This window comes from Sphingomonas gei (assembly GCF_004792685.1).
Classification (GTDB): Bacteria; Pseudomonadota; Alphaproteobacteria; order Sphingomonadales; family Sphingomonadaceae; genus Sphingomonas; species Sphingomonas gei.
Map to the genome: position 1 here is coordinate 117,544 of NZ_SRXT01000007.1, position 24,410 is coordinate 141,953.

26 protein-coding genes are annotated in these 24,410 nt (G+C 65.2%); 16 read left to right on the top strand and 10 right to left on the bottom strand.

What is annotated here, in order from left to right; translation table 11 throughout:
• Positions 1-60: 60 nt before the first annotated feature.
• Complete coding sequence (locus tag E5A73_RS17530; RefSeq protein WP_135965142.1) at positions 61-501, bottom strand: anthrone oxygenase family protein; 441 nt, start codon at positions 499-501, stop codon at positions 61-63.
• A 633-nt stretch (positions 502-1,134) separates the two neighbouring features.
• Between E5A73_RS17530 and rplQ the strand changes: the two genes are divergently transcribed.
• The 6 genes from rplQ to guaA all read left to right on the top strand — a co-directional run bounded on the left by rplQ (position 1,135) and on the right by guaA (position 8,054).
• A complete protein-coding gene (gene rplQ / locus E5A73_RS17535; RefSeq protein WP_135965143.1) occupies positions 1,135-1,557 on the top strand; it encodes a 50S ribosomal protein L17 in 423 nt (140 codons plus the stop codon).
• Positions 1,558-1,627: 70 nt separating this feature from the next.
• Positions 1,628-3,763, top strand: coding sequence for a prolyl oligopeptidase family serine peptidase (locus tag E5A73_RS17540; protein WP_135965144.1), 2,136 nt, complete (start codon positions 1,628-1,630; stop codon positions 3,761-3,763).
• Positions 3,764-3,918: 155 nt separating this feature from the next.
• Entirely contained in the window at positions 3,919-4,665 is a 747-nt protein-coding gene (locus E5A73_RS17545; protein WP_135965145.1) for a hypothetical protein, read from the top strand.
• Positions 4,662-5,858 carry a M48 family metallopeptidase gene (locus tag E5A73_RS17550; protein WP_135965146.1) on the top strand — a complete coding sequence of 399 codons (1,197 nt, stop codon included), beginning with the start codon at positions 4,662-4,664 and terminating at the stop codon, positions 5,856-5,858. Before E5A73_RS17545 ends, E5A73_RS17550 begins: the two co-directional genes overlap by 4 nt.
• 16 nt (positions 5,859-5,874) lie before the next feature.
• Positions 5,875-6,447, top strand: a complete 573-nt coding sequence (locus E5A73_RS17555) for a hypothetical protein (RefSeq protein WP_240700242.1) — start codon at positions 5,875-5,877, stop codon at positions 6,445-6,447.
• Between the two features lie 50 nt (positions 6,448-6,497).
• Positions 6,498-8,054, top strand: coding sequence for a glutamine-hydrolyzing GMP synthase (gene guaA, locus E5A73_RS17560; RefSeq protein ID WP_135965148.1), 1,557 nt, complete (start codon positions 6,498-6,500; stop codon positions 8,052-8,054).
• 114 nt (positions 8,055-8,168) lie between these two features.
• On the opposite strand, the gene E5A73_RS17565 is transcribed toward guaA, so the two are convergent.
• The 3 genes from E5A73_RS17565 to E5A73_RS17575 are packed head-to-tail and all read right to left on the bottom strand — an operon-like array spanning position 8,169 to position 10,208.
• The gene (locus tag E5A73_RS17565; RefSeq protein ID WP_135965149.1) at positions 8,169-8,801 is read right to left on the bottom strand and encodes a class I SAM-dependent methyltransferase; all 633 of its coding nucleotides are present in this window, start codon (positions 8,799-8,801) and stop codon (positions 8,169-8,171) included.
• A gap of 25 nt (positions 8,802-8,826) precedes the next feature.
• Positions 8,827-9,426 carry an NADPH-dependent F420 reductase gene (locus tag E5A73_RS17570; protein ID WP_135965150.1) on the bottom strand — a complete coding sequence of 200 codons (600 nt, stop codon included), beginning with the start codon at positions 9,424-9,426 and terminating at the stop codon, positions 8,827-8,829.
• Positions 9,427-9,473: 47 nt separating this feature from the next.
• Positions 9,474-10,208: an SDR family NAD(P)-dependent oxidoreductase gene (locus E5A73_RS17575; protein WP_135965372.1), complete on the bottom strand. Its 735-nt coding sequence runs from the start codon at positions 10,206-10,208 to the stop codon at positions 9,474-9,476.
• 216 nt (positions 10,209-10,424) lie between these two features.
• Between E5A73_RS17575 and E5A73_RS17580 the strand changes: the two genes are divergently transcribed.
• The 10 genes from E5A73_RS17580 to E5A73_RS17625 all read left to right on the top strand — a co-directional run bounded on the left by E5A73_RS17580 (position 10,425) and on the right by E5A73_RS17625 (position 18,858).
• Positions 10,425-11,321 carry a LysR family transcriptional regulator gene (locus E5A73_RS17580; protein ID WP_135965151.1) on the top strand — a complete coding sequence of 299 codons (897 nt, stop codon included), beginning with the start codon at positions 10,425-10,427 and terminating at the stop codon, positions 11,319-11,321.
• 131 nt (positions 11,322-11,452) lie between these two features.
• Complete coding sequence (locus E5A73_RS17585; RefSeq protein WP_135965152.1) at positions 11,453-12,064, top strand: hypothetical protein; 612 nt, start codon at positions 11,453-11,455, stop codon at positions 12,062-12,064.
• Positions 12,049-12,477 carry a GNAT family acetyltransferase gene (locus E5A73_RS17590; protein ID WP_135965153.1) on the top strand — a complete coding sequence of 143 codons (429 nt, stop codon included), beginning with the start codon at positions 12,049-12,051 and terminating at the stop codon, positions 12,475-12,477. The genes E5A73_RS17585 and E5A73_RS17590 overlap by 16 nt, the downstream gene beginning before the upstream one ends.
• Positions 12,474-12,821: an ArsC family reductase gene (locus E5A73_RS17595; RefSeq protein WP_135965154.1), complete on the top strand. Its 348-nt coding sequence runs from the start codon at positions 12,474-12,476 to the stop codon at positions 12,819-12,821. Before E5A73_RS17590 ends, E5A73_RS17595 begins: the two co-directional genes overlap by 4 nt.
• Before the next feature lie 529 nt (positions 12,822-13,350).
• On the top strand, positions 13,351-13,791 hold the full coding sequence (locus E5A73_RS17600) for a hypothetical protein (protein WP_168355972.1): 441 nt from the start codon (positions 13,351-13,353) through the stop codon (positions 13,789-13,791).
• Positions 13,792-13,838: 47 nt separating this feature from the next.
• Positions 13,839-14,696 (top strand): 3-methyl-2-oxobutanoate hydroxymethyltransferase, encoded by an 858-nt coding sequence (gene panB, locus E5A73_RS17605; protein ID WP_135965155.1) that lies wholly within the window; start codon positions 13,839-13,841, stop codon positions 14,694-14,696.
• Positions 14,697-14,811: 115 nt separating this feature from the next.
• A complete protein-coding gene (locus E5A73_RS17610) occupies positions 14,812-15,483 on the top strand; it encodes a tetratricopeptide repeat protein (RefSeq protein ID WP_240700243.1) in 672 nt (223 codons plus the stop codon).
• A complete protein-coding gene (locus E5A73_RS17615; protein WP_135965157.1) occupies positions 15,480-16,802 on the top strand; it encodes an outer membrane protein assembly factor BamB family protein in 1,323 nt (440 codons plus the stop codon). The genes E5A73_RS17610 and E5A73_RS17615 overlap by 4 nt, the downstream gene beginning before the upstream one ends.
• Positions 16,803-16,968: 166 nt before the next feature.
• Entirely contained in the window at positions 16,969-18,345 is a 1,377-nt protein-coding gene (gene der / locus E5A73_RS17620) for a ribosome biogenesis GTPase Der (protein WP_135965158.1), read from the top strand.
• Positions 18,346-18,438: 93 nt separating this feature from the next.
• Positions 18,439-18,858 (top strand): Hpt domain-containing protein, encoded by a 420-nt coding sequence (locus tag E5A73_RS17625; protein ID WP_135965159.1) that lies wholly within the window; start codon positions 18,439-18,441, stop codon positions 18,856-18,858.
• On the opposite strand, the gene bfr is transcribed toward E5A73_RS17625, so the two are convergent.
• The 6 genes from bfr to purL all read right to left on the bottom strand — a co-directional run bounded on the left by bfr (position 18,855) and on the right by purL (position 24,325).
• A complete protein-coding gene (bfr, locus tag E5A73_RS17630; RefSeq protein ID WP_135965160.1) occupies positions 18,855-19,337 on the bottom strand; it encodes a bacterioferritin in 483 nt (160 codons plus the stop codon). The genes E5A73_RS17625 and bfr overlap by 4 nt on opposite strands.
• Positions 19,338-19,428: 91 nt before the next feature.
• On the bottom strand, positions 19,429-19,599 hold the full coding sequence (locus tag E5A73_RS17635; protein ID WP_135965161.1) for a (2Fe-2S)-binding protein: 171 nt from the start codon (positions 19,597-19,599) through the stop codon (positions 19,429-19,431).
• Positions 19,600-19,675: 76 nt separating this feature from the next.
• On the bottom strand, positions 19,676-20,902 hold the full coding sequence (locus tag E5A73_RS17640; RefSeq protein WP_135965162.1) for a DUF418 domain-containing protein: 1,227 nt from the start codon (positions 20,900-20,902) through the stop codon (positions 19,676-19,678).
• A 10-nt stretch (positions 20,903-20,912) separates the two neighbouring features.
• Positions 20,913-21,587, bottom strand: coding sequence for a nitroreductase family protein (locus E5A73_RS17645; protein ID WP_135965163.1), 675 nt, complete (start codon positions 21,585-21,587; stop codon positions 20,913-20,915).
• A gap of 35 nt (positions 21,588-21,622) precedes the next feature.
• Entirely contained in the window at positions 21,623-22,048 is a 426-nt protein-coding gene (locus E5A73_RS17650) for a DUF3052 family protein (protein ID WP_135965164.1), read from the bottom strand.
• 57 nt (positions 22,049-22,105) lie between these two features.
• Entirely contained in the window at positions 22,106-24,325 is a 2,220-nt protein-coding gene (purL, locus tag E5A73_RS17655; RefSeq protein WP_135965165.1) for a phosphoribosylformylglycinamidine synthase subunit PurL, read from the bottom strand.
• Positions 24,326-24,410: the final 85 nt, after the last annotated feature.

The window sequence follows — 24,410 nt, forward strand, 5'->3', positions numbered from 1 at the left end:
TGGTTCCCGCCCCACCTTGACCCCTCCCCCCAAGGGGAGGGGCTGATGTTGCCCCGGCCGTCAGCCTGCGCCTGCCAACGCCCAGGCAAAGACGAGCATCGTGGCCGTGCCCAGCGCGCTCCGGACGTCGTGCAGCTTTCCCCACTGGATCAGCATCGCTCGGCTTCCGGCCCCCGCCTCGCGCTCCTCCATTGCCATCAAGCGTTTGTTGACCGGCATGATGGCGAATAGGGTAAACGGCCAGTTGGCGAGCAACAGGATGCTTCCAGCGAACCATCGCCAATCCGCCGAGAGAAATCCGACGATCAGTCCCGCCGCACCGCCGGCAACCGCTAGCCCGGACTGGATCGGTAGCGCGCGCTTATAGCTTGGTTGCCACTGCGCCAGTAAGGGTCCGTCGGCCAATCCCAGACGCGCGGGATGCTCGACGAAGCTTATGTAAAGTGCGGCGCCGGCGAACAGCGTGGCGAAAACGAGGGCAGCTATCGATAGTTCGAACATTGGTATTCCTCGGCATCAGCCGGGAAGGCGCAAAAACCACGTCAGCGCCTTCCCAAGCAAGTTGGGTCGACGCCGCGGCTGAGAAGAACCCGACGAGCGGGCGCAGGAGCTACCGACCTGCAACTCTATTTTCGGCAACGAGAGAGTGGCCCGCGAAGGTCGCGATTGCAAGACGCCAGCGTCTGCAATTTGGACGGTTGCAATGTAGGATTTCACCTGCTTCGCTCGGCAGGCGCCGATGCTGCGCCGCTCTTTCCACCGTAGATCGTCCAGAATGACTGGCGCGTCAGGGACGCGTCCTCGCCGCGTCGGTGGCGCGCGGGCGCCGCGTGGATGCCGCGTCAGTGTAGCGTCGGCGCCGCCTCGCAGGCGCGACGCATCGTCGCCGCCTCCGGGGCGGGGAAATAAACCCGCAAAGGAGTCAACCGGAGTCAACTTGCGGCCGGAACGCCGCCCCGGGGTTTGCTGTCGTCCGCCGCCACGCAAGGCGGCGCGGGCATCGAATCCTTGACTTTGGGCACCGAATCCGCTTTGGGCGCGCCTTCCCGCGGAAACGCGTGGGGTTTCGGCAGCGCCCTTGCTGCCTGGTCTGGGGTACCTCAAACGGCCCCTTAACGAACGAAGGAAAATACCATGCGCCATCGCGTAGGCGGCCGTAAGCTTCAGCGGACCTCGGCTCACCGCATCGCCCTGTTCCGCAACATGAGCGCCGCGCTGATCAAGCACGAGCAGATTACCACCACCGTCGCCAAGGCGAAGGAGCTTCGCCCGTATGTGGAGAAGCTGATCACGCTCGCCAAGAAGGGCGGCCTTTCGAACCGCCGTCTCGCCCATTCGCGGTTGCTCGACGACGCCCAGCTGACCAAGCTGTTCGACGTGCTCGCCGCGCGCTACGCCGATCGCAACGGCGGCTACACCCGCGTGATCAAGGCCGGCATCCGCGCTTCGGACGCCTCGCCGATCGCGATCATCGAATTCGTCGACCGCGACGTCTCGGCCAAGGGCCAGGATTCGGGCCCGGTCCAGGGCGACCAGGATTTCGACGAAGCCGCCTGATCGCCCGGCGACTTGCGAAACAAAAGAGGCCGGGCCATCGTTGCCCGGCCTTTTTCGTTCCGGAGCCTCCATGCGCCACGTATTCGCCCTGCCGCTCATCCTCGCTGCCTTGCCTGCCCTTGCCCAGACCCAGGAGACATCCGTGAAGCTTGCTTACCCCGACACCCGCCGCGTCGATGTCGTCGAGGAGCAGTTCGGCGTGAAGGTGGCGGATCCCTATCGCTGGCTCGAGAACGACGTGCGCAACGACAAGGAAGTCGCCGACTGGGTCGCCGCGGAGAACAAGGTCACCAACGCCTATCTGGCGACCCTGCCCGGCCGGCAGCTGTTCCACGACCGGATCAAGACGCTGTTCAACTATGAGCGTTTCGGCGCGCCGCAGAAGAAGGGCGGGCGCTATTTCTATGCCCACAATGCCGGGTTGCAGAACCAGGCGGTGCTCTGGGTGCGCGACACGCTCGAAGGGCAGGGGCGCGTGCTGATCGATCCCAATGGCTGGTCGAAGGACGGCGCGACGGCGCTTGCCGAGTGGCTGCCCTCCGAAGACGGCAAGCTGCTGGCCTATTCGGTGCAGGACGGCGGCACCGACTGGCGGACGATCAAGGTGATCGACGTGGCCACCGGCAAGGAAACCGGCGACGAGATCGCCTGGGCCAAGTTCACCATGGGCGCCAGCTGGGCCAAGGACGGCTCGGGCTTCTTCTACTCGCGCTATCCCGAGCCGCCCGCCGACGCCAAGTTCCAGGCGCTCAACGAGAACCACAAGGTCTATTTCCACAAGCTCGGCACGCCGCAGTCGGCGGATCGCCTGGTCTACGAGACTGCGTCGAGCCCCAAGCTCAGCCATTATGCCGGCGTCACCGATGACGGGCGCTATCTGGTCATCGGTACCTCTGAAGGCACCGACAACAAGAACCTCGTCCACATCGTCGACCTGACCGACTCCAAATGGCAGGCGCGCGAAATCATCGGTACGCTGGCCAATGAATGGTCGGTGATCGGCAATGTCGGCACCAAATTCTGGTTCGCCACCGATGCCGGCGCGCCGCGTCAGCGCATCGTGACGCTCGACCTCGCCGATCCGAAGCTGACGCCGAAGCAGATCGTCGCCGAGCAGAAGGAGACGCTGGCCGGTGCCTCGATCGTCGGCGACCGGCTGATCCTCAACTACATGGTCGACGCCAAGACCGAGGTCCGCCGCTACACGCTCGACGGCAGCGCCGACGGCAAGGTGGCGCTGCCCGGCATCGGCACCGCGAGCGGCTTTGGCGGCGAGGCAGGCGACCCCGAGACCTTCTTCGCCTTCACCAGCTTCAATTATCCGACGACGATCTTCCGCTACGACGTGACCACCGGCAAGGCGACGCCTTGGGCCCAGCCCAAGGTCGCCTTCGATCCGTCGCAGTACAAGGTCGAGCAACGCTTCTTCGTTTCGAAGGACGGTACGCGGGTCCCGATGTTCGTGGTCCGCAAAAGCACGACGAGGGGCCCGGCACCGACATTGCTGTGGGGCTATGGCGGGTTCAACGTGCCCTATACGCCGAGCTTCTCGGCGGCGCGGGTGGCGTGGATGGAGCAGGGCGGGGTGTTCGTCCTCGCCAACATCCGCGGCGGCGGCGAATATGGCAAGGCGTGGCACGACGGCGGGCGTCTGGCGAACAAGCAGAACGTGTTCGACGATTTCATCGCGGCGGGCGAATATCTGATCAAGGAAGGGATCACCGGCAAGGACCAGCTGGCGATCCAGGGCGGCTCCAACGGCGGGCTGCTGATTGGCGCGGTGGTCAACCAGCGCCCCGACCTGTTCGCGGCGGCGCTGCCCGCGGTGGGGGTGATGGACATGCTGCGCTTCGATCGCTGGACCGCCGGGCGCTATTGGGTCGACGATTATGGCTATCCGTCGAAGGAGGCCGATTTCAAACGGCTCTACGCTTACTCGCCCTACCACAACATCAGGGGCGGAAAGCCCTATCCGGCGATCCTGGTGACCACCGCGGACACCGACGACCGCGTCGTGCCGGGGCACAGCTTCAAATACACCGCCGCGCTGCAGGCGGCCGAAATCGGCGACAAGCCGCACCTTGCCCGCATCGAGACCCGCGCCGGCCATGGCTCGGGCAAGCCGACCGACAAGATCATCGAGGAAGCGGCGGACCTCTATGCCTTTGCGGCAAAGTGGACCGGGCTCGGCGTCAAGCAGCGATAGGGATCGACTGAAGTTTCCGGGCAGTCGATTGTGTCCATTATGGACTCGATGACTCGAGACGAAGCAAAAATCCGGTTGCGATTCTACCCGGCCAGTTGATATTTCATCCCCTCCGGAGGCATCGCGAGATGTCTCCGGAATGGGGGGCACTGAAAATGAAGACTCTGAAAGGGATCGTCTTTGCGATCGGCTTGGCGTTGCTTGCCGCAACGCCCGCCGCCGCTCAGGAACGCTCGGCGCGGAAGCAGGGCTTCGAGCTGGCAACCGGCAGCGGCAAGCGAATTCTCGTCTTTCGCCCTTCGGTCAGTGTCGGGTCGCAGTCGACGGGGGGAATGTTCGAACCCAATGGCGATTGGACCGAGAAAGCGACGACGAACATCCGGGTTTCGCTCGAACGTCTGCAGAGCCGGCTCGGCAATTCGGTCGTCGCAGCCCCCGAAGCCTATGGCGACGACGCGCAGCGATTGCAGGAACATATGGCGCTGTTCGCCGCGGTCTCGCAGGCAGTGATCGAATACCAGTTCTTTCGCGGCAATCGACTGCCGACGAAGAAGCGCGACAACAAGAATGACGTGTTCGACTGGTCGCTGGGCACCGGAGTGGCATCGCTGCCGGGCGCGCAGGACGCGGACTATGGCCTGTTCATCTACAATCGCGATGCCTATGGCTCGACCGGGCGCAAGATCCTGCAGGTCCTAGCGCTGCTCGGGCCGGGAATCGCCGTGAAATCGGGCGAGCATGCCGGCTATGCCGGGCTGGTCGACCTCAAGACCGGCGATCTGTTGTGGCTGAACGCCGATGGCGCGATGGGCGGCGACGTGCGCGACGCGGGGGGATCGGAGAAGAGGGTTCGCCAGCTTCTAGAGGAGTTCCCCGGCGCGGACCTCAAGCCGGCGCAATGAACTGGCTGCTGCTTGCCGGCGCGCTGTCGGCGCTGAGTGCGATTCCGGCGGCTGCGCAGAAAGCCGCCGTGCCACCGCCTTATGCAGGCGTCTATCAGCCCCAGGGCGTCGACGAGATCGGCTGGTGGCGCCAGGACGACGAGGATGAGCGCACGCTGGCCGCATCGCCGCTCGTCATCCGCGACGAGAAATTGACTGGCTATATCCGGAACGTACTCTGCGCGACCGTGGGAACGGGCCGCTGCGCCTCTGCCCGCGTCTATGTGATCCGCGAGCCGGTGTTCAACGCGAGCATGTCGCCCAACGGTACCCTGCGCGTGTTCAGCGGGTTGCTGCTACGCATGCGCAACGAGGCGGAACTGGGCGCGGTGCTCGGGCACGAGTTCGGCCATTTCGAGCGGCGGCATTCGCTCAATCTGTTCAGGACCCAACGCAGCGGGACCGACTTGCTCGCCTGGTCCGGCCTGCTCGCCAGCATGGCGCCGAGCTATAACGTGATACGAGTCTATCGCGACCTGCAATGGTCGGTTTACGGGCATCTGTTCCGCTACGGTCGCGACCAGGAGCGCGAGGCGGACGCGCTCGGCGTCGGCTATCTCAACCAGAGCAGCCTGCCGCCCCAGGCGGCCGCGGCGATGTGGCAAAACCTCATGGCCGAACTCGAAGCGTCGGCCAAGGCGCGCGGGCTGCGCAAGCCCAACTTCAAGACCGTGGCGTTCACTGCGTCCCACCCGCCGGAGGGCGAACGCGCGGCGACGCTCGCGGGGCTGGCGCTGCCCGACGGCAGCGGCCGCGACAACCGCGCGGCACAGTATCGCGCGGCGCTCGCGCCCTGGCTTCCGCTGCTGCTGGAGGACCAGATCAAGCTCAACGATTTCGGCGGCAGCGACTATCTGATCCAGAACCTCGCCGCCGACGGCTGGACCGCCGATCTGTGGTTTGCGCGGGCCGAGCTGTACCGCACGCGGGGAAACCAGCGCGATTTTGCCAATGCGATCCAGTTCTATGGCAACGCGATCAGCCTGAGCGGCGCGCTCCCCGCCGCCTATCGCGGGCTCGGACTCGCGCTCACCAAAACCGGAAGGCTGATCGAAGGGCAGGCGGCGCTGCAGAAATATCTGCAACTGAGCCCCGACGCTTCGGATGCGAAAATGATCAGCATGATGGTGCCGGGGGCAATGCGCAATGAATAGAATAAATGCCGGGGTAATGCTGTTGGCTTTGCTGGCGATGGCGTTTCAGGCTCCGTTGGCCCACGCCCACAATCTGCGCAAGAAGGGGGAGACGGTCACCGTCGCCGATTCAACGCTCAGCGTGACGCCGGGGCGCGACTGGAACCGGCTCAGTGGCAAAGCCGGCAAGAATGTCGAGACCTGGACGCTGGACGGCGGGCAGCTCAACGATCTCACCTTTTTCGGCGGGATCGTCCCCGGCAAGCCGCTGGTGAAGGAGCGACACAAGAAGAAGGCGCCCTTGCCGAAGTTCCGCAAGGTCACTCTGCTCGTCGAGCTGCCCGAACTGCTGGAGGGCACCTATCGGACGTACAAGAATATCGGCACCTTCCGGCTAATCTCGACCAACCCGATCAAATTTCTCGGTCAGGACGGAGTGACCTTCACCTACGAATATACCGACCAGGATCAGATTACCCGCAAGGGCGAGGCGACCGCTGCGATCGTCGCCGGCAAGCTCTACATGGTCAGCTTCGATGCGCCGCGGTTGCATTATTTCGAACGGACCATCGCCGATGTCCGGGCGCTTGTGGCCACGGCGACGTTATAGCAGCCGCGCGGCCCTTCCCATGCCGGCCGCATCTGCTATGCGCGCTGGGCATGGAACATCATGCCGATTCAATCCTGATCGTCGATTTCGGGAGTCAGGTGACCCAATTGATCGCGCGCCGCGTGCGCGAGGCTGGGGTCTATAGCGAGATCGCCCCCTTCAATTCCGCCGCCGAGGCCTTTGCTCGGATGCAGCCCAAGGGGATCATCCTGTCGGGCTCGCCCGCCTCGGTGCTCGACGAAGGCAGCCCGCGGGTGCAGCAGGAAATCTTCGATTCGGGGCTGCCGATCCTCGGCATCTGCTACGGCCAGCAAGTGATGATGGAGCAGCTGGGCGGCACCGTGCAGCTCGGCGATTCGGGCGAGTTCGGGCTGGCCTTTATCGAGATCCAGGACAGCTGCGTGCTGTTCGACGGGCTGTGGGCCGAGGGCGAAAGTCATCAGGTGTGGATGAGCCATGGCGACAAGGTCACCGAGCTGGCACCCGGCTTCCGCCCCGTGGCGGTCAGCCCCGGTTCGCCGTTCGCCGTCGTTGCCGACGATGCGCGGCGCTATTACGCCACCCAGTTCCACATGGAAGTGGTCCACACCCCCGATGGGGCGCGGCTGCTGGCCAATTTCGTGCGGCACGTCTGCGGGCTGCAGGGCCACTGGACGATGGCCGAGTTCCGCGCCGCCAAGATCGCCGAGATCCGCGCGCAGGTCGGCACCGGCCGCGTGATCTGCGGGCTTTCGGGCGGAGTCGATTCGGCGGTGGCGGCAGTGCTGATCCACGAGGCGATCGGCGAGCAGCTGACGTGCGTGTTCGTCGATCACGGGCTGATGCGCGCAAAGGAAGCCGACCAGGTCGTCAGCTTGTTCCGCAATCACTACAATATCCCGCTCGTCCATGTGAACGCCGAGACTTTGTTCCTGAACGGGCTGGCCGGGCTCACCGACCCCGAGGCCAAGCGCAAGTTCATCGGCAAGACCTTCATCGAAGTGTTCGAGGAGGAAGCGAAGAAGATCGGCGGCGCCGATTTCCTGGCGCAGGGCACGCTGTACCCGGACGTGATCGAGAGCGTCAGCTTCACCGGCGGGCCGAGCGTGACGATCAAGAGCCACCACAATGTCGGCGGTCTTCCCGAACGGATGAACATGAAGCTCGTGGAGCCGTTGCGCGAATTGTTCAAGGACGAGGTCCGCGCGTTGGGCCGCGAACTGGGGCTGCCCGACATCTTCGTGGGGCGGCATCCGTTCCCCGGACCCGGTCTCGCGATTCGTATTCCGGGCGAGGTCACCAAGGAACGCTGCGATATTCTGCGAAAGGCCGACGCGATCTATCTCGAGGAGATCCGCAACGCCGGGCTGTATGACGCGATCTGGCAGGCATTCGCAGTGCTGCTGCCGGTGCGCACCGTCGGCGTGATGGGCGACTTCCGCACCTATGACTATGTGCTGGCGCTGCGCGCGGTGACTTCGACCGACGGGATGACCGCCGTCGCATTCCAGTTCCCGGGCGATTTCCTGCCGCGGGTCGCCACCCGGATCGTCAACGAAGTGCGCGGGATCAATCGGGTCACCTACGACTATACCTCAAAGCCGCCGGGCACGATCGAGTGGGAATGAACGGGAGTGTGGAGTGGCATCAGGTCACTTGAGCGAATTCCAGAAGGACTCGTTTGCTCCCATTGAAGTCGACATCTCCCATTGAAGTCGCCATGAGGTCGGCGCCGTGACCGGTCAGGGCTTCACGAACCGATAGGCGAAGCGATCGGTCCGCCCCTTGATCGACGGATCGAATATCTTGATCGAGTGCGGATCGTTCTTGTTCGCGAGCGCGGTGCTTTCCGCTTCCAGCACGAAGCCGGCCGCCTCCACCTCCTCGCGAACGGATACGGGCTCAATCCGATGCAGCGACCTAGCATCGCTCGTGCCCGCCCCGACGATGGCGGCGTGGTCTATGATGACGTAGAACCCCCCGGGCTTGAGCCGCTCGTAGACGGCTCGATTGAACTCGGCCGCCGTCGCGCCTTTGGCCTGGATCAGCGCGGTGTGGAGGTCGTGGTAAAACAAGTGAAGCCACGCGACATCCGCGGGCTGCGTGACCTCCGGCATAGCTAAGAGATCCGCGGTGACGGCTTCGACATTTGCTCGGCCCGGCTCCTTCGCCAGTGCCTGGATGTGGCCAACCGGGTCTTTCTCGAAGTGGGCGACCTCGGCCGGGACGAAGCTGTAGACCCGTCCCTCGGGTCCCACCATTTCGGAGAAGAGACGGGTCCACTCGCCGTTGCCTGGGTAAATGTCGATGACGGTGGCGCCGGCATCGACATGTGCGAACGGGATCAACTCGGAGAGTATGGATTGGTCGTACATCGGGATATCCCCTTACGATTTGCCATCAGTCGAACTTGATGAGGTTCTTGAAGATCAGACGACCCCAGCTGTTTCCGTGCGCCTGGACAAGTAGCCCGCCTTCAGAAAGCCCGCCCAGCTTGATCGGTGCGAAGCCGAGATCCTCCGCGAGCCCGCCGACTTCAGTTGCAGCACTGTCGTCGTCGCTCGCCAGGAATACAACTCTCTTGCCGCCATGCACGGCAGGGTCTTGATCGAGGACGGCCGCGACCAGATGGTTGAAGCCCTTGACCAGCCTGCCGCCTGTGAACGCTTGCGCGACGACCTTGGCGGAAGGCTGCCCACCCAGTTCTGCATCGGGCACGCCGTAGGCGTTAGTCACGTCGACGATGATCTTCCCCTGCCAGTTGGGCAGTGCCTTCGCGACATCCGCGTGCGATTGGAACCGGACAGCCAGGAAGATGACGTCCGCCTTAACCGCTTCCGCCAGTGTCTGGGGAATGACCCCGGATCCGATGGCGGCTGCGGCAGATGCAAAGCTTTCCGGGTCGCGCGTGGTTGCGACGGATACCTCGATGCCGCTTCGGGCAAATGCCTTGGCGAGGGTCTGGCCGATCTCGCCGAAGCCGATGATTGCGTAGCTCATTATATTCTCCTTTGGTTTTTGACGTTTCCGACGGCCGGTGCAGTACGTCAGAGTTGCGCGAGGCCGCCGTCGACGGCGAGCTCGCTGGCGGTCATGAAGCTGCTGTCCGAAGAGGCGAGAAAGGCGGCCGCTGCGCCGATCTCCGCCGGATCGACCATGCGCTGGAGCGGAGTCATCGCGGCGAAGGCCTTCTGGCCCTCCGCGCCCAGCGCTTCCTTGGCGAGCTCGGTCGCCGTCGCCCCAGGCGACAGCACGTTTACCCGGATGCCGGTGCCCTTCAGGTCCTCCGCCCAGCTCCGCGCGAGATTGCGCACCGCCGCCTTGCTCGCGCTGTAGGCAGTGAATGCGGGAGCGCCCGTGGTGCCGGCACTCGATCCGGTCAGGATGATCGAACCGCCCTCGCCCATCAGCGGCAGCGCCTTCTGGACCGTGAAGATCGTACCCTTCACATTGGTATCGAAGATTTCGTCGATATGCGCTGCGGTGATCTTGCCGAGTGCGAGCGGGCTTCCCGCCCCGGCATTGGCGAAGACCACGTCGAGGGTTCCGCGCTCGGCCCCGACCGCTGCGTAGAGTCGGTCGAGATCGGCCTCGTCGGAGACCGAGCCCCGCACGGCGCGGGCGTTGGGCCCTAGCTCGGCCACAGCGGTGTCGAGCGATTCCTGCCGGCGGCCGAAGAGGAACACGAAAGCGCCTTCCTCGATGAAGCGCTTTGCAGCGGCGAGGCCGATGCCGGTAGCGCCGCCGGTGATCACGGCGGTCTTTCCCTTCAGTCTGATCATGTCTTTCATGCTAATTCGCGTTGTCGGCCTAAGTCTGTGTGCGGCGGTTCCCCGAGAGCCCTGAGATGGGGTCGCGTGATCCTGGAGTGAGTGCGAAATCACGCACATCGGTGGTGCGTAAACGATCCGGCATAAGCGCGTCGGCGGTGCGCACCGCGGGTGAAGCGCGTCATCAAAAGGCTTTGAAGCGCGCGCCGCTCGGCGCAGGATTGCACCATGATCGATTGGGACGACGTTCGCTACTTTCTAGCCGCCGCGCGCGAAGGCTCGGTGCGCGCTGCCGCCAACCGCCTCGGTGTGAACCACGCGACCGTGCTGCGACGGATCGCTCAGCTCGAGGAACGCTTGGGCGCGCAGATGTTCGAAAAGCTGCCTACGGGCTACCGCTTGACGGCCGCGGGCGAGGAAGTCCTCGGGCTCGCGATTCAGATGGAAGCGACGTCTCACCAGCTGGAGACGCGCGTCCTCGGACGCGACCAGAGCGTGCGCGGGCTTTTGCGGGTGACGACGGCGCCGACCCTCGCGGCGCACCTGCTCATGCCGGACTTCGCCGATTTCGCGCGGCTGCATCCGGACATCGAGATGGACATCCTGTCGTCCGGCGAGCTGGCAAATCTGACCAACCGCGAGGCCGATGTGGCGATCCGAGTCGTCTACGACCGCAAAACCCTGCCGCTCAATCTTCACGGCCTGAAGGGCCCGGAGCTGTTCGGCGGCGTCTACATGTCTCGCGATCTACTGGCCGCGTGGCGTGCCGGCGCGGCTGACCCCATCCGCTGGATCGTCATCAGCATGCATGGCGTCCCGGACTGGGCGAGCGAGGGCGAGGTTCGCACGACGGGGGTTCCGTTCAGGACCACGGACGCCGAGGCGCAGGTCGTTGCCGTACGGCAGGGGCTCGGGATCACGACACTGCCGTGCTTCGTCGGAGATGCCGACCCGCTGTTGGTGCGGGTGCCGGGCACCGACCTGCACTTGTACGGAACGCTCTGGCTGCTCACCCAGGGGGAGACACGCAAGACGAAGCGCGTGCGGCTTTTTACCGAGTTCGTATCCGGCAGGCTCGCCGGACACGCTCCGCTTCTCGCCGGGCTGTCGATATCGCGCGACTGACCCCTGGAAATTCTCCCTTGAATTCAGAAGCGACAATTTCCGACGGGTCCGGGATACGGTTTCTCGTCGTCAGCGGGACGACCGCCCTTTATGGACCAACGCGTATGATGCTTCAGAATAATCGATCGGGAATGCTGCGGGTCGGTTTGCTTATCGCGCCGCTGGCGCTCGCGGGCTGCGGCGGCTCCGAGCGTGAGGCGCATGCCGGCCGCTCGATGGTGATCACCGGCAACGAGAACGAGTTGATCGTGCCCGTGCCGCAATCCGCCGCGAATGCGGCCGAAGCCTCCGAGCCGGTGGTCAACCTCGCGCCGGATGGCCTGAGCCTCGTGTTCGGCACCGGCGGCGCGCGTCAGGTGACGTTCGGGATGCCGCGCGCCGCCGTGACCGAAGCGCTCGCCAAAATGCTCGGCAGCCCGATCGAGGAGGGTGACGATCAGGAGTGCGGGGCGGGCGCATTGTCCTTCGCCAGCTTCCGCGGTGGGCTTGGTGCTTATTTCGACGGCGGCAAGTTCGTCGGCTGGGACCTCGATGGGCACGACGGTGGCCGTTTTGTCACCGCGGCCGGCGTGGGCATCGGCGCGACTCGCAAGCAACTCGAATCCGCAACCGCGGTCACGATCGAGGACTCGACTCTGGGTATCGAATTCAGTGCCGGCGGGATGTCCGGCCTGCTCAGCGCGCGCGATGCGGGGGGTGAGGTCACCAATCTCTGGGCTGGCGCGACATGCATCGCCCGTTGATCGAAGCTGCGGCGGCGGACGACGGCGAAGGGGTAGTGGAATTGTGGAATGCTTGCGGCCTCACCCGGCCGTGGAACGATCCGCAAGCTGACTTCGCGCTCGCGCTGGGCGGGGCAAGCTCGGCGGTCCTCGTTGCGCGTGACGGTAAATCTCTCGCCGGCAGCGTGATGGTCGGCTTCGACGGGCATCGCGGCTGGGTCTATTACCTCGCGGTCGCTCCCGACAGCCGCCGCGCCGGCCTCGGCCGCGCGCTGATGGCCGCCGCCGAGGACTGGCTCCGCGCCCGCGGAGCCCCCAAGCTCCAACTCATGGTTCGAGAGGACAATGACGCCGCGCTCGGCTTCTATGCGGCGCTCGGGCTCGAGCGGCAGAAGGTCGTCACGCTCGGCCGCTTCCTGAAGGATTCCGCATGACCGTCACGATATATGGCATCAAGAATTGCGACACGATCAGGAAGGCGCGTGCCTGGCTCGACGATCATGCCATCGCCCATGATTTTCACGACCATAAAACCGCCGGCGTGGACACCGCGTCGCTCTCGCGGTGGATCGCGGCCAAGGGGTGGGAGACCGTCCTCAATCGCGCCGGCACCACTTTCCGCAAGCTCCCTGATTCCGACAAGGCGAACCTCGACGCCGAGAAGGCGACCGCGCTGATGCTGGCGCAGCCCTCGATGATCAGGCGCCCGGTGCTCGAGCATCCCGGCGGGCTGATCGTCGGTTTCAAATCGGAACGCTACGCCGCCGCGCTGCTCTAGGTCAGGCCTCGGGTTAGAAACCGCTCGCGATCAAAGGCAGGCGATCGCGCCGCGGCGATGGAAGGTCACACCAGGGTCACACTGTCGCGCATGTCCAGCGGCAAACATGCCCTGCCGGAATTCGCAACGGTCCGGTGCAGACGCGCTTCGTATTTGGATCGGCGTCGACAGTGTCGAAGAGCGGCGCCGGAAGGCATCGCATCGATCTCAGCAAATGAAATCCTACATTGCAAGGGGGGGCCGTGGACTGCAAACCGTGCAAGCAAAATCGAGCGGCCTAGGTTCAAGACCGTATCCAAGTATATGATTTAATTAACAATTATCGCGATCGTCGCCATCCCGGCGAAAGCGGGCACCCATCTCCGCCGCGCGCCGCAAATAAAAGCCGTCGTAACTTTGGAGAGTCCGGGAGATGGGTCCCCGCTTTCGCGGGGATGACGAAGTTTGGGAATATGAGTCCTCCACCTAGCGATTCCGCCCGCATTCCGTTACATCTGCGTTCCAGAATTCGCAGGCATGGGAGGAAGGCGTGGCAACCTATCTTCGGCAGCGGCCCCCGGGCTGGTTCATCGCAGTCGCGGTGCTGCTGGCCTTGTGGGGCGTGCTCGGCTGCATCGCCTTGTACATGCACGTCAAGTTCGGTGCAGCGATGGACCCGAATGCCACCGACTGGGACCGCGCTTATTATGCGGCGCTGCCCGGCTGGTTCACGCCGGTCTACGCCGCAGCGGTAGGCGGCGGGCTGCTCGGGTCGATCGCGTTGCTGTTCCGCTCGAAGCTCGCTTTGCCGCTGTTCGCGATCTCGCTGATCGCAGTGATCGTCCAGTTCGGCTATGTCTTCCTGGGCACCGACATGCTCGCGCGCAAAGGGGCGGGCGCGACCATGCCGTTCCCGCTGTTCATCGCGGCAGTGGCGGTGTTCCAGATCTGGCTGGCCAGGTTCGCCCGGCAGCGCGGCTGGATCTCCTGACCGCGGCCTCGCTGGCGCGGGCGCGCACGAGCGGCTAGAGCCGATTCATGTCAACCTACACGCTCGACAGCGGCACCAGCCGCGCCAATCCGACGCCCGCGCCGATGAAGCGGCTCACCATTCCCGCGATCCGCAACCGCAAGGGCAAGGAGCCGGTGGTGATGCTCACCGCCTACACCACGCGGATGGCGCAATTGCTCGATCCGCACTGCGACGTGCTGCTGGTCGGCGACAGCCTGGGGCAGGTGATCTACGGCCTGCCGTCGACGCTGCCGGTGACGCTCGACATGATGATCGCGCACGGCGCGGCGGTAGTGCGCGGCAGCTGGCATTCGGTGGTGATCGTCGACATGCCGTTCGGCAGCTACGAAGCGAGCCCCGAGCGCGCGTTCGAATCGGCGGCGCGGGTGCTGGCGGAGACCGGTGCGGCCGGCGTGAAGCTGGAAGGCGGGACGGCGATGGCACCGGTGGTCGAGTTCCTCACCCGGCGCGGGATCCCGGTGATGGGGCATATCGGGCTCACGCCGCAATCGGTGAACGCGCTCGGCGGCTACGGCGCGCGCGGGCGCAGCAATGCCGAGCATGCCCAGATCCTCGACGATGCCCGCGCGATCGCCGATGCCGGCGCGTTCGGGATGGTCGCGGAGGGGGTGGTCGAGGGACTCGCCAACGAAATCACCGCGGCGGTTACGGTTCCGGTGATCGGAATCGGCGCGTCGGCGCAATGCGACGGGCAGGTGCTGGTTACCGAGGACATGCTCGGGCTGTTCGAGCGCACGCCGCGCTTCGTGAAGCGCTATGACGATCTCGCTGGCCGCATTTCCGCCGCGGTTGAGACCTATGCCGCCGAAGTCCGGTCACGGGATTTTCCGGGCGCAGAACAGGTCTATCCGGCGCGCGGCTGAAGGGCTAGGCGAGCGCTTCCCTCAGGCGGTGCCCGCGGCTAAGGTCCGCGCCCGCAGCACACCCATGGAGTCACTCTTGGCGCTTCCTCCTTCCGGCACCACTGACGAAGCATTTATGCGCGAAGTCGACGAGGAGTATCGCCGCGATCAGGCGATGCAGATCTTCCGGCGCTACGGCCAGCTGATCGTGGGCGCCGTCGTGGTCGCGCTGATCGCGCTCGCCGGGTGGCTGTATTGGCAGCATCACAGCCAGAGCCAGGCCGGCAAGCAGGGCGAGGGATATGACTCCGCAATGCGCCTGGTCGAGCAGAACCAGACCGACAAGGCGATCCCCGCGCTCGACAAGATCGCCACCGACAGCGGTGAGGGCTATGCCGCAATGGCGCGGATTTCGCAGGGGAATCTGCTGCTCCAGAAGAACGACATCAAGGGCGCGGCGGCGAAGTTCGCCGAAGTTGCGAACAGCACCAAATACGAGCAGCCCTTCCGCGACCTCGCACTCGTGCGCCAGACGGTCGCCGAATATGACACCCTCAAGCCGCAGGTCGTGATCGACCGCCTCAAGGGCCTGACCAATCCCAATTCGCCGTGGCTCGGCAGCGCGGGCGAACTCGTCGCCGCGGCGTATCTCAAGGCAGGCAACAAGGCCGAAGCGGGCAGGCTCTACGGGCAGATCGCCCAGGGCGGCGACAAGGTCCCCGAATCGATCCGTCAACGTGCGGTTCAGCTGGCCGGCGTACTCGGTGTCGACGCCATCGATCAGTCGAAGGAAACCAAGGCTAAATGAATAACAAGGTGAGGGTGGCTGCCGCTCTCGCGGCGCTCGCTATGGTGAGCGGCTGCGGGATCTTCAAAGGCGGCGGCAAGAAAACCCCCGTGCTCGGCGAGCGCGTGCCGATTCTGGTCTCGGAAAGGGATGTCGTCGCCGACAAGTCGCTGGCCGGCGTCGAAGTGCTGCTGCCCGAGGCGGCGGCGAACGACGGCTGGCGCCAGCCCGGCGGCAATGCCGCCAAGTCGATGGGGCACCTTGCGCTCGGCGCGAGCCCGACGCGGATCTGGTCGAAGGACGTCGCCAAGCCCTCGAAGAAAGAGCGCCTTGCCGCCGCGCCGGTGGTTTCCGAGAACAAATTGTTCGTGATCGACACCGATGGTGTCGTCCACGCTTTGGCGGCGGACACCGGCGCCGAATTGTGGCGCACCGCGACCACCGACGGCAAGGGCAATGAGAGCGCCCGCTTCGGCGGCGGAGTCAGCGTCGAAGGCGAGCGCGCTTTTGCCTCCAATGGGCTTGGCGATGTCGTCGCGCTCAACGCGACCGACGGCAAGGTGCTCTGGCGCAAGCGTCCGGGCGGGCCGCTGCGCGGTGCGCCGACGCTGGCCAACGGCAATGCCTATGTCGTGACGCAGGACAACCAGTTGTTCGCGCTCTCCCAGGACACCGGCGAGATCAGCTGGACGGTCTCGGCCAGTCTCGAGACGCAGGGCGTGTTCGGCGTCGCCGCGCCGGCTTCGGCGCAGGGCACCGTGATCGCAGGCTTCTCTTCGGGCGAGCTCAATGCCTATCGTTACGAGAATGGGCGGTCGCTGTGGGACGTGGTGCTGTCGCGTACGTCGATGTCGACCTCGGTCTCTTCGCTGTCGGACATCGATGCCGAGCCGGTGATCGATCAGGGCCGCGTCTACGCGATCGGGCAAGGCGGCCGCATGGTCGCAATGGACATCGCCAGCGGCAATCCGCTGTGGGAGCAGACCATTGCCGGCATCTCCACCCCCTGGGCGGCGGGCGAATGGCTGTTCGTAGTGACCGACGACGCGCGGCTGCTCGCGATCGCGCGCGGCACCGGCAAGATCCGCTGGATCTCGCAGCTGCGCCATTACCGCAACGAGAAGAAGTTGAAGAACCCGATCAGCTGGGTCGGCCCGGTGCTCGCCGGTGGCCGCCTCGTGCTCGGCAACAGCGAGGGCGAGATCGTCTTCGCCTCGCCGGCCGATGGCAGCGTGACCTCGACGATGGACGTCAAGGAGTCGATCACGCTGCCGCTGACGGTGGCCAACAACACGATCTACGTCCTCGACGACAAGGGCCGGCTGAGCGCGTATAGATAGTCTTTGTTCCCTCCCTGCTTGCAGGGAGGGGCTAGGGGTGGGTCAAGCAAAGAGCGGGGCTCGATGCCTCGCTCTTTGCTGTTTATGGCACGCTTGGGAGCTCGCTTCGCTCGCACCCACCCCCAGCCCCTCCCTTTCAGGGAGGGGAGATGATATCGGAATAAAAATGCCCCTACCCATCGTCGCGATCATCGGACGGCCGAATGTCGGCAAGTCGACGCTGTTCAACCGTCTGGTCGGCAAGCGGCTGGCGCTGGTCGACGACCAGCCCGGCGTGACGCGCGACCGCCGCGAGGGGGATGCCAATTTGCTTGGGCTCGAGTTCCGGGTGATGGACACCGCCGGATACGAGGAAGACGAGGCCGCGACGCTGCCCGGGCGGATGCGCGCACAGACCGAGGCCGCGGTACGCGACGCCGACGTCTCGCTGTTCATGATCGACGCGCGCGCGGGCATCACGCCGCTCGACGCGGAGATCGCGCGCTGGTTGCGCAGCACCGACCGCCCGGTGGTGCTGATGGCCAACAAGTGCGAGGGCAAAGCGGGCGAGGCGGGAATCTACGAGGCGATGGCGCTCGGGCTCGGCGATCCGATCCCCTTTTCGGCCGAGCATGGCGAAGGCGTGGTCGACCTGTTCGAAGCGCTGCTGCCGCATGTCGAGCGCGATGCGGAAGAGGGTGTCGAGCCCGAAGACGAGGAATCACCCGACGCGCCGCTCAAGCTGGCGATCGTCGGCCGTCCCAATGCCGGCAAGTCGACGCTGGTCAACAAGCTGCTCGGCGAAGATCGCATGATCACCGGCCCCGAGGCGGGGATTACCCGCGATTCGATCTCGATCGACTGGCAATGGCCCGACGCCGAAGGCAATCTCAGGGCCGTCCGCCTGATCGACACTGCGGGGATGCGCAAGCGCGCCAAGATCGAGGAGAAGCTCGAAAAGCTCTCGGTGATGGATGCGATGCGCGCAGTCGACTTTGCCGAAGTCGTCGTACTGCTGCTCGATGCCACCCGCGGGCTTGAAGTGCAGGATCTCAAGATCGCCGATCGCGTCCTTCAGGAAGGTCGCGCGCTGGTGATCGCGCTCAACAAATGGGACGTCGCCGAGAACGCTTCCAGCCTGTTCAACGGCGTAAAGGGCGCGCTCGATGAGGGGCTGGCGCAGGTCAAGGGCGTGCCCCTGCTCACCGTTTCGGCCGAGACCGGCAAGGGGCTCGACATGCTCATGCAGGTCGCCTTCGAGACCCGCGACGCCTGGTCGCGCCGTGTCTCGACCGGTCAGCTCAATCGCTGGTTCGAGCGCGCTATCGAGACCAACCCGCCGCCCGCGCCTGGCGGCAAGCGGATCAAGCCGCGTTATATCACGCAGAACAAGAGTCGCCCGCCCAGCTTCGTGCTGTTCGGCACCCGCGTCGATCTGCTGCCGGTCAGCTATCAGCGCTATCTGATCAACGGATTGCGCAAGGAATTCGATTTCGGCGCGGTGCCGGTGCGCCTCGCGCTGCGCGCCTCGAAGAATCCGTTCGATCGCGACAAGCACACCTGATCGCTCCAAACCCCCGGGCATTACCCGTCAACGCCCTGTTTACGTTCCTGTACTATCATCGTCCCGTGCCGTTCCGGGGGGTATGCTTGAGCTATGGACGTGACGATCGGCAATGATCCGCTGGTGAACTGGCAAAGCTACCAGCAGGCGCGCTCGGAGCTTGGCGCCAATTTCGTGCGCATTCTCGGCTATTTCCGCGAGGACGGGATCAAGTCGGTCGACCGCATCGAGGACGCGATGCGCGGCCACAACGCCACTGCGATGGTGATTCCCGCGCACACGCTCAAGGGCGAGTCGCGCCAGTTCGGCGCCGACCCGCTGGCAGACCTGGCGGAGACGATCGAAATGATAGCGCGCGGCTGCATCGAGCGCCGCGAGACGCCGACCGAGGCGCTCGAGCATGTCGTCAAGCTGCGGCCCTTGTTCGAGACCACGCTCGACCTGCTCGAACGCGAGGCGAACCCGCTGGTCGCGCGCAAGCCGATGGCGTTCGGTCGGCGGCCGGTTCTCTAGCTCGCTTCTTCCGCCTTGCTGTTGAGCTGGATGTAATTTTCCAGTCCCATCCGCGCGATCATGTCGAACTGGCGCTCGAGCGTGTCGACATGCTCTTCCTCGCTCTCGAGGATATAGGTGAACAAGTCGCGGCTGACATAATCGCGCACGCCCTCGCAATGCTGGATCGCGTCCTTGAGCAGCGCGATCGCCTCGATCTCCACCGCCAGATCGGCGCGGAGGATCTCCTCGACGGTCTCGCCGATGCGCAGCCGCCCGAGCAGCTGAAAATTGGGCAGCCCGTCGAGGAAGAGGATGCGCTCCGCCAATTTGTCGGCGTGCTTCATCTCGTCGATCGATTCGTGACGTTCCAGCTCGGCGAGTTTCCTGACGCCCCAATTGTCGAGCAGCCGGTAGTGCAGCCAATATTGGTTGATCGCGGTGAGCTCGTTCCTGAGCACCTCGTTCAAATATTCGAGGACCTTTGCGTCGCCCTTCATGGCCGTCATCCCTATGCTTTGCAGGGATGCCATAGCGCTAAAAGAGGGCGCCGAAAACCGCAGAAATCCGCGGTTTTTCTAGTTGCGAACGCTACGCAGCCGCACGCTCGTCATTGATGATCTCGCGGGCGAAAGGCACGCATTGCCCGCATTTCGGGCTCCGCCCGAGCGCACGATACGCCTGGCAGGCGCTGGTCGCACCGTCGCGGGCGGCCGCGCGCACATCCTGTTCCCGAATTGCATTGCAAACGCAGACGACCATCGGACCCTCACGCTTCGATCGGGCGGATGTACGGCTAATGAGATCGATTCGCAAGGGTATTGCGAGGCATTCGCATTTATACCGAGGCCGGGCCCCGCAGCCGCTGCCACTGCCCGCGCGCAAGGCTGCGCCACAGCCATTCGAACGGGCCGAATCGGAAACGGGCGAGCCACGGCTTCGACCATGACAATATCAGGGCCCACACCGCGAAGACCACCGGATAGAGCTGCCAGCGCGACAGCTGGCCGAACCAACCCAGGCCGTAGCCGTAGAACAGGGTCGTGCAGATCAGGCTGGTCAGCAGATAGTTGGTGAATGCCATCCGCCCCGCCGCGGCGAGGCGCTCGGTCAGCGCGCCGCCGGGCCTGGCGAGCAGCAGGATCAGGCAGATCCAGCCGGCGATCATCGGCGGGCGCAGCGGCGCGGTGAGCGTCCAGCTTCCCAAGGCCAATGAGAACAGGCCGAACTGCGCGAGTATGACGTAGAGAGCGAGCGCGACATAAGCGGGCAGCGCCACGCCCCAGCAGATGCGCAACCATCGGCGATACCGCGCCCGCGGCCATTCCCCGCGGAGCATGCCGCTGCGCAGCGCGGCCATGCCGAACAGCATATAGGCCAGCGTCTCGGGCCCGTAGAACCACAGCATCGGCAGCGGCGTGGTGGCATGTTCGGCCCATCGGGCAGGGAGAATCGACATGTAGCCGCTGCGATAAAGCGCGATCTCACGGGCGATCTCGGCGGCTGGGGGCATGCCCATCGTCCGGTTGAGCGCGGCGAGGCCCTGTCCCTGGTGCACGGCGATCGGCACCGCAGCGAAGAAGAAGACGCTCACGCCGATCAGCAACGCACCGAGCGTCACCAGCCGATGGGTCGGCAGGTCGCGCAATCCGAAGGCGAGCATCCCCACCAGCGCATAATGGGTGAGGATGTCGCCGTGCCAGACCAGCCAGAGATGCGCGAGCCCGAAGCCCAGCAGCCACGCCATCCGCCGGTAATGGACCGTGGCGGCGCTCTGGCCGCTCGCCTCTGCGCGCTCGGCGACGAGCAGCAGTGACGCGCCGAACAGAAACGAGAACAACCCGCGCATCTTGCCGTCGAACACTATGAAATTGACCAGCCACGCCGCGAGATCGGCACCGTGCCAGCCGCCATAGGCGCGCGGATTGAGATAGGCCGCCTCGGGCAGGCCGAAGCTCACAATGTTGAGCAGCAGGATGCCGAGCACCGCGACGCCGCGGACCACATCGAGCGAGGCGAGCCGGCGCTGGCCGTGCGCATCGTTGCTGGGCAGGGCCGCATTCATGCGGCGAGCGCTACAGCCAGCTCGCAATCTGCTCCAGCGACTTCTTTTCGACGGCGTGCGCGGGGATCACGGCATCCGCGCCGGGATGCCCGGCGACGATGATCATCAGCGGCTTTTCATTGTCGGGGCGACGGCACACCCGGTTGAGGAATCGCATCGGGTTCGGCGTGTGGACGAGCGTTGCGACGCCCGCCTGGTGCAGCGTGGCGATCAGCAATCCGCAAGCGAGGCCGACGCTCTCGGTCACATAGTAATTCTGCTTGAGGTTGTCGGGATCGGGCCCGCCGCGACGCTGTGCGAAGACCACGATCAGCCAGGCGGCAGTTTCGAGATAGGGCTTGTCGGAGCCGGTGCCGAGCGGGACCAGGGCCTCGAGCCATTCGCTGCCGGCGCGGCCGTCGTAGAATGCGCGCTCCTCCTCCTCGGCGGCGATCCGGATCGCGCACTTGGCCTCGGGCGAGGAGACGACGCAGAAATGCCAGGGCTGGCGGTTGGCACCGTTGGGGGCCGAGCCCGCAGCGGCCAGTGCCGCCTCGATGACTTCGCGCGGCACCGGCTCCTCGCTGAACGCGCGGCAGCTGCGGCGCGACTGCATCGAAGTGCTGAAAGCCCGTGCACGCGCGATGCGCTCGGCATCGGTCAGTGGAGGATAGGGCCGCCAAGGCAGCGCAGCACGGTTTGGCATGCGCAAATCGTGCACATTAAAATCGGAAAAGCCAGTCAGCGGTTTCCCTTAGGCTCGCGATTTTCCTTGCGGATCACGAGCTTGAGGCCCGACCAGGTCTCGTCGACGGCGCACACCTTGATATCGACCAACCCCGTCGGCAATGACACCTCGCGAATGACGTCTTCCGTAACGTCGGTGTCCACTTTGGCCGCCTGCTTAGGCCATGAAATCCAGATGAAGCCGTTCTGCGCCATCAAGGGTCGCAGCGCCGCGAGCTCGCGTTCCAGTCTGGCACGTTCGGTCACGAAAAGATGCGCGCATTGGAGCCCGTCGGAAGCGGTCGGCTGCTCCTCGACTTCCGCCCCCTCCGGGTCGATCGTCGCGCGCACGCTTTCGGGCATGTTGTGGAACCAGCAGCGCATGCCGCGCTTGAGCCCGAGCTTGTCGGCGAGCGGCGTTCCGGAATAGCCAGCGGTCATCAGCACCTCCGGGGGGCATCTTAGGCGCAATCCGGGGCGGGGATAGTCCCCGCGGCTTCAGGCGAGCGCCGCGTCGGCTCCCATCAGCGCCGGGAAGAAACCTTCGTGCGCGGTGCGGAGATCGGCCAGCGAGACGGTCCAGTCGCCTTCGTCGAGCTCGAAGATCATCCGCTCCTTGATCGTCCGGCCGAGATGGTCGGCGGGCACGTCGGCCTTGTGCGCCGCGACCATGAAATCGGCGAGGCACGAATCGCAGACGGTGACGATGTAGAGACCCTGATCCTCGCCGAACAGCGAGCCGGCGATGCCGAAGGGCTGCGGCTCGTTGACCAGCGCGCCGATCCCCGAGGCGAGCGCCATTTCGGCGACTGTGACGGCGAGACCGCCGTCCGAGACGTCGTGGCAGGCAGTGATCGCACCGTTGGCGATCTGCGCGCGGATGAAGTCGCCGGTGCGGCGCTCGGCGGCGAGATCGACCGGGGGCGGGGGGCCGTCCTCGCGGCCGTGGATTTCGCGCAGCCAGATCGACTGGCCGAGATCGCCGCCGCGCTCGCCGATCGCGAGAATCGTGTCGCCGACGCCCTTGAAAGCGATCGTGCAGCTCTTCGACCAGTCCACGAGCAGCCCAAGCCCGCCGATCGCCGGCGTGGGCAGGATCGCCGAGCCGCCGCCGGTCGCCTTGCTCTCGTTGTAGAGGCTGACATTGCCCGACACGATCGGGAAGTCGAGCGCGATGCACGCCTCCGACATGCCTTCGAGGCAGCCGACGATCTGGCCCATGATCTCGGGGCGCTGGGGATTGGCGAAGTTGAGGCAATTGGTGATCGCGAGCGGGTTGGCACCGACCGAAGTCAAATTGCGCCACGCCTCCGCGACTGCCTGTTTGCCGCCCTCGACCGGATCGGCAAAGCAGTAACGCGGGGTGCAATCGGTGGTGATCGCGAGGCCCTTTTGGGTGCCGTGGACGCGGACCACGGCGGCGTCGCCGCCCGGGCGCTGGACGGTGTCGGCACCGACCATGTGGTCATATTGCTCCCAGATCCAACGGCGGCTGGCGATGTCGGGCGAGCCCATCAGCTTGATCAGATCGGCGACCGGATCCTTGCTTTCGGGCACGTCCATCAGCGGCGCGCGTTTCGGCGTCGGCACGTGCGGACGGTCATAAAGCGGCGCGTCGTCGGCGAGCGGGGCGAGCGGAATGTCCGCAACCACCTCGCCCTTCCATTTGAGCACCATGCGGCCGGTATCGGTGACATGGCCGATCACCGCGAAGTCGAGCTCCCATTTGCGGAAGATCGCCTCGGCGAAATCCTCGCGGCCGGGCTTGAGCACCATGAGCATCCGCTCCTGGCTCTCGCTCAGCATCATCTCGTACGGGGTCATGCCGGTTTCGCGCTGCGGGACGTCGTCCATCACCAGCTCGATGCCGACGCCGCCCTTGCTGGCCATCTCGACTGAGGATGAGGTGAGTCCGGCGGCGCCCATGTCCTGGATCGCGACGATCGCGTCCGAGGCCATCAGCTCGAGGCAGGCCTCGATCAGCAGTTTCTCGGTGAAGGGGTCGCCGACCTGGACGGTGGGGCGCTTCTCGTCCGAATCCTCGCCGAAATCGGCCGAGGCCATCGTCGCGCCATGGATGCCGTCGCGGCCGGTCTTCGAGCCGACATAGACGATCGAATTGCCGATCCCCGAGGCGGCCGAATAGAAGATCTTGTCCTGCTCGGCGATGCCGACGGTCATCGCGTTGACCAGGATGTTGCCGTCATAGGCCGGGTGGAAGTTCACTTCGCCGCCCACCGTCGGGACGCCGACGCAATTGCCATAGCCGCCGATACCGTGAACGACGCCGGCGATCAGGTGGCGCATCTTCGGGTGATCGGGCCGGCCGAAGCGCAATGCGTTCAGATTCGCCACCGGGCGGGCGCCCATCGTGAACACGTCGCGCAGGATGCCGCCGACCCCGGTCGCCGCGCCCTGATAGGGTTCGATGTACGAGGGGTGGTTGTGGCTCTCCATCTTGAAGATGGCGGCCTGACCGTCGCCGATATCGACCACGCCGGCATTCTCGCCGGGGCCGCAGATCACTTGCGGGCCGGTGGTGGGCAGCTTCTTCAGGTGGATGCGGCTCGATTTATAGCTGCAATGCTCGGACCACATCACGCTGAAGATGCCGAGCTCGGTCAGATTGGGCGCGCGGCCCATCGCGTGCAGGACGCGATCATATTCCTCGGGGGACAGGCCGTGCTCGGCGACGATCTCGGGCGTGATCTGAGTCATGCCGCGGGCTTTAGCGAGGGTGCGAGGTTTCGTCACCCCGGTGCGGGTGGAGAAGTTGCGAACAAGCGGGGGCGAAGTGCCGCGC

What these genes read in the sequence shown, in the direction of transcription:
- E5A73_RS17640 (WP_135965162.1), bottom strand. Translation starts at nt 20,902, where the DNA reads ATGAATGCGGCCCTGCCCAGCAACGATGCGCACGGCCAGCGCCGGCTC.
- E5A73_RS17615 (WP_135965157.1), top strand. Translation starts at nt 15,480, where the DNA reads ATGAATAACAAGGTGAGGGTGGCTGCCGCTCTCGCGGCGCTCGCTATG.
- E5A73_RS17555 (WP_240700242.1), top strand. Translation starts at nt 5,875, where the DNA reads ATGCTGTTGGCTTTGCTGGCGATGGCGTTTCAGGCTCCGTTGGCCCAC.
- E5A73_RS17580 (WP_135965151.1), top strand. Translation starts at nt 10,425, where the DNA reads ATGATCGATTGGGACGACGTTCGCTACTTTCTAGCCGCCGCGCGCGAA.
- der (WP_135965158.1), top strand. Translation starts at nt 16,969, where the DNA reads ATGCCCCTACCCATCGTCGCGATCATCGGACGGCCGAATGTCGGCAAG.
- bfr (WP_135965160.1), bottom strand. Translation starts at nt 19,337, where the DNA reads ATGAAGGGCGACGCAAAGGTCCTCGAATATTTGAACGAGGTGCTCAGG.
- E5A73_RS17585 (WP_135965152.1), top strand. Translation starts at nt 11,453, where the DNA reads ATGCTGCGGGTCGGTTTGCTTATCGCGCCGCTGGCGCTCGCGGGCTGC.
- E5A73_RS17625 (WP_135965159.1), top strand. Translation starts at nt 18,439, where the DNA reads ATGGACGTGACGATCGGCAATGATCCGCTGGTGAACTGGCAAAGCTAC.
- E5A73_RS17545 (WP_135965145.1), top strand. Translation starts at nt 3,919, where the DNA reads ATGAAGACTCTGAAAGGGATCGTCTTTGCGATCGGCTTGGCGTTGCTT.
- E5A73_RS17590 (WP_135965153.1), top strand. Translation starts at nt 12,049, where the DNA reads ATGCATCGCCCGTTGATCGAAGCTGCGGCGGCGGACGACGGCGAAGGG.
- E5A73_RS17650 (WP_135965164.1), bottom strand. Translation starts at nt 22,048, where the DNA reads ATGACCGCTGGCTATTCCGGAACGCCGCTCGCCGACAAGCTCGGGCTC.
- E5A73_RS17610 (WP_240700243.1), top strand. Translation starts at nt 14,812, where the DNA reads ATGCGCGAAGTCGACGAGGAGTATCGCCGCGATCAGGCGATGCAGATC.
- E5A73_RS17550 (WP_135965146.1), top strand. Translation starts at nt 4,662, where the DNA reads ATGAACTGGCTGCTGCTTGCCGGCGCGCTGTCGGCGCTGAGTGCGATT.
- E5A73_RS17575 (WP_135965372.1), bottom strand. Translation starts at nt 10,208, where the DNA reads ATGATCAGACTGAAGGGAAAGACCGCCGTGATCACCGGCGGCGCTACC.
- rplQ (WP_135965143.1), top strand. Translation starts at nt 1,135, where the DNA reads ATGCGCCATCGCGTAGGCGGCCGTAAGCTTCAGCGGACCTCGGCTCAC.
- panB (WP_135965155.1), top strand. Translation starts at nt 13,839, where the DNA reads ATGTCAACCTACACGCTCGACAGCGGCACCAGCCGCGCCAATCCGACG.
- E5A73_RS17635 (WP_135965161.1), bottom strand. Translation starts at nt 19,599, where the DNA reads ATGGTCGTCTGCGTTTGCAATGCAATTCGGGAACAGGATGTGCGCGCG.
- E5A73_RS17645 (WP_135965163.1), bottom strand. Translation starts at nt 21,587, where the DNA reads ATGCCAAACCGTGCTGCGCTGCCTTGGCGGCCCTATCCTCCACTGACC.
- E5A73_RS17540 (WP_135965144.1), top strand. Translation starts at nt 1,628, where the DNA reads ATGCGCCACGTATTCGCCCTGCCGCTCATCCTCGCTGCCTTGCCTGCC.
- E5A73_RS17530 (WP_135965142.1), bottom strand. Translation starts at nt 501, where the DNA reads ATGTTCGAACTATCGATAGCTGCCCTCGTTTTCGCCACGCTGTTCGCC.
- purL (WP_135965165.1), bottom strand. Translation starts at nt 24,325, where the DNA reads ATGACTCAGATCACGCCCGAGATCGTCGCCGAGCACGGCCTGTCCCCC.
- E5A73_RS17570 (WP_135965150.1), bottom strand. Translation starts at nt 9,426, where the DNA reads ATGAGCTACGCAATCATCGGCTTCGGCGAGATCGGCCAGACCCTCGCC.
- guaA (WP_135965148.1), top strand. Translation starts at nt 6,498, where the DNA reads ATGGAACATCATGCCGATTCAATCCTGATCGTCGATTTCGGGAGTCAG.
- E5A73_RS17595 (WP_135965154.1), top strand. Translation starts at nt 12,474, where the DNA reads ATGACCGTCACGATATATGGCATCAAGAATTGCGACACGATCAGGAAG.
- E5A73_RS17565 (WP_135965149.1), bottom strand. Translation starts at nt 8,801, where the DNA reads ATGTACGACCAATCCATACTCTCCGAGTTGATCCCGTTCGCACATGTC.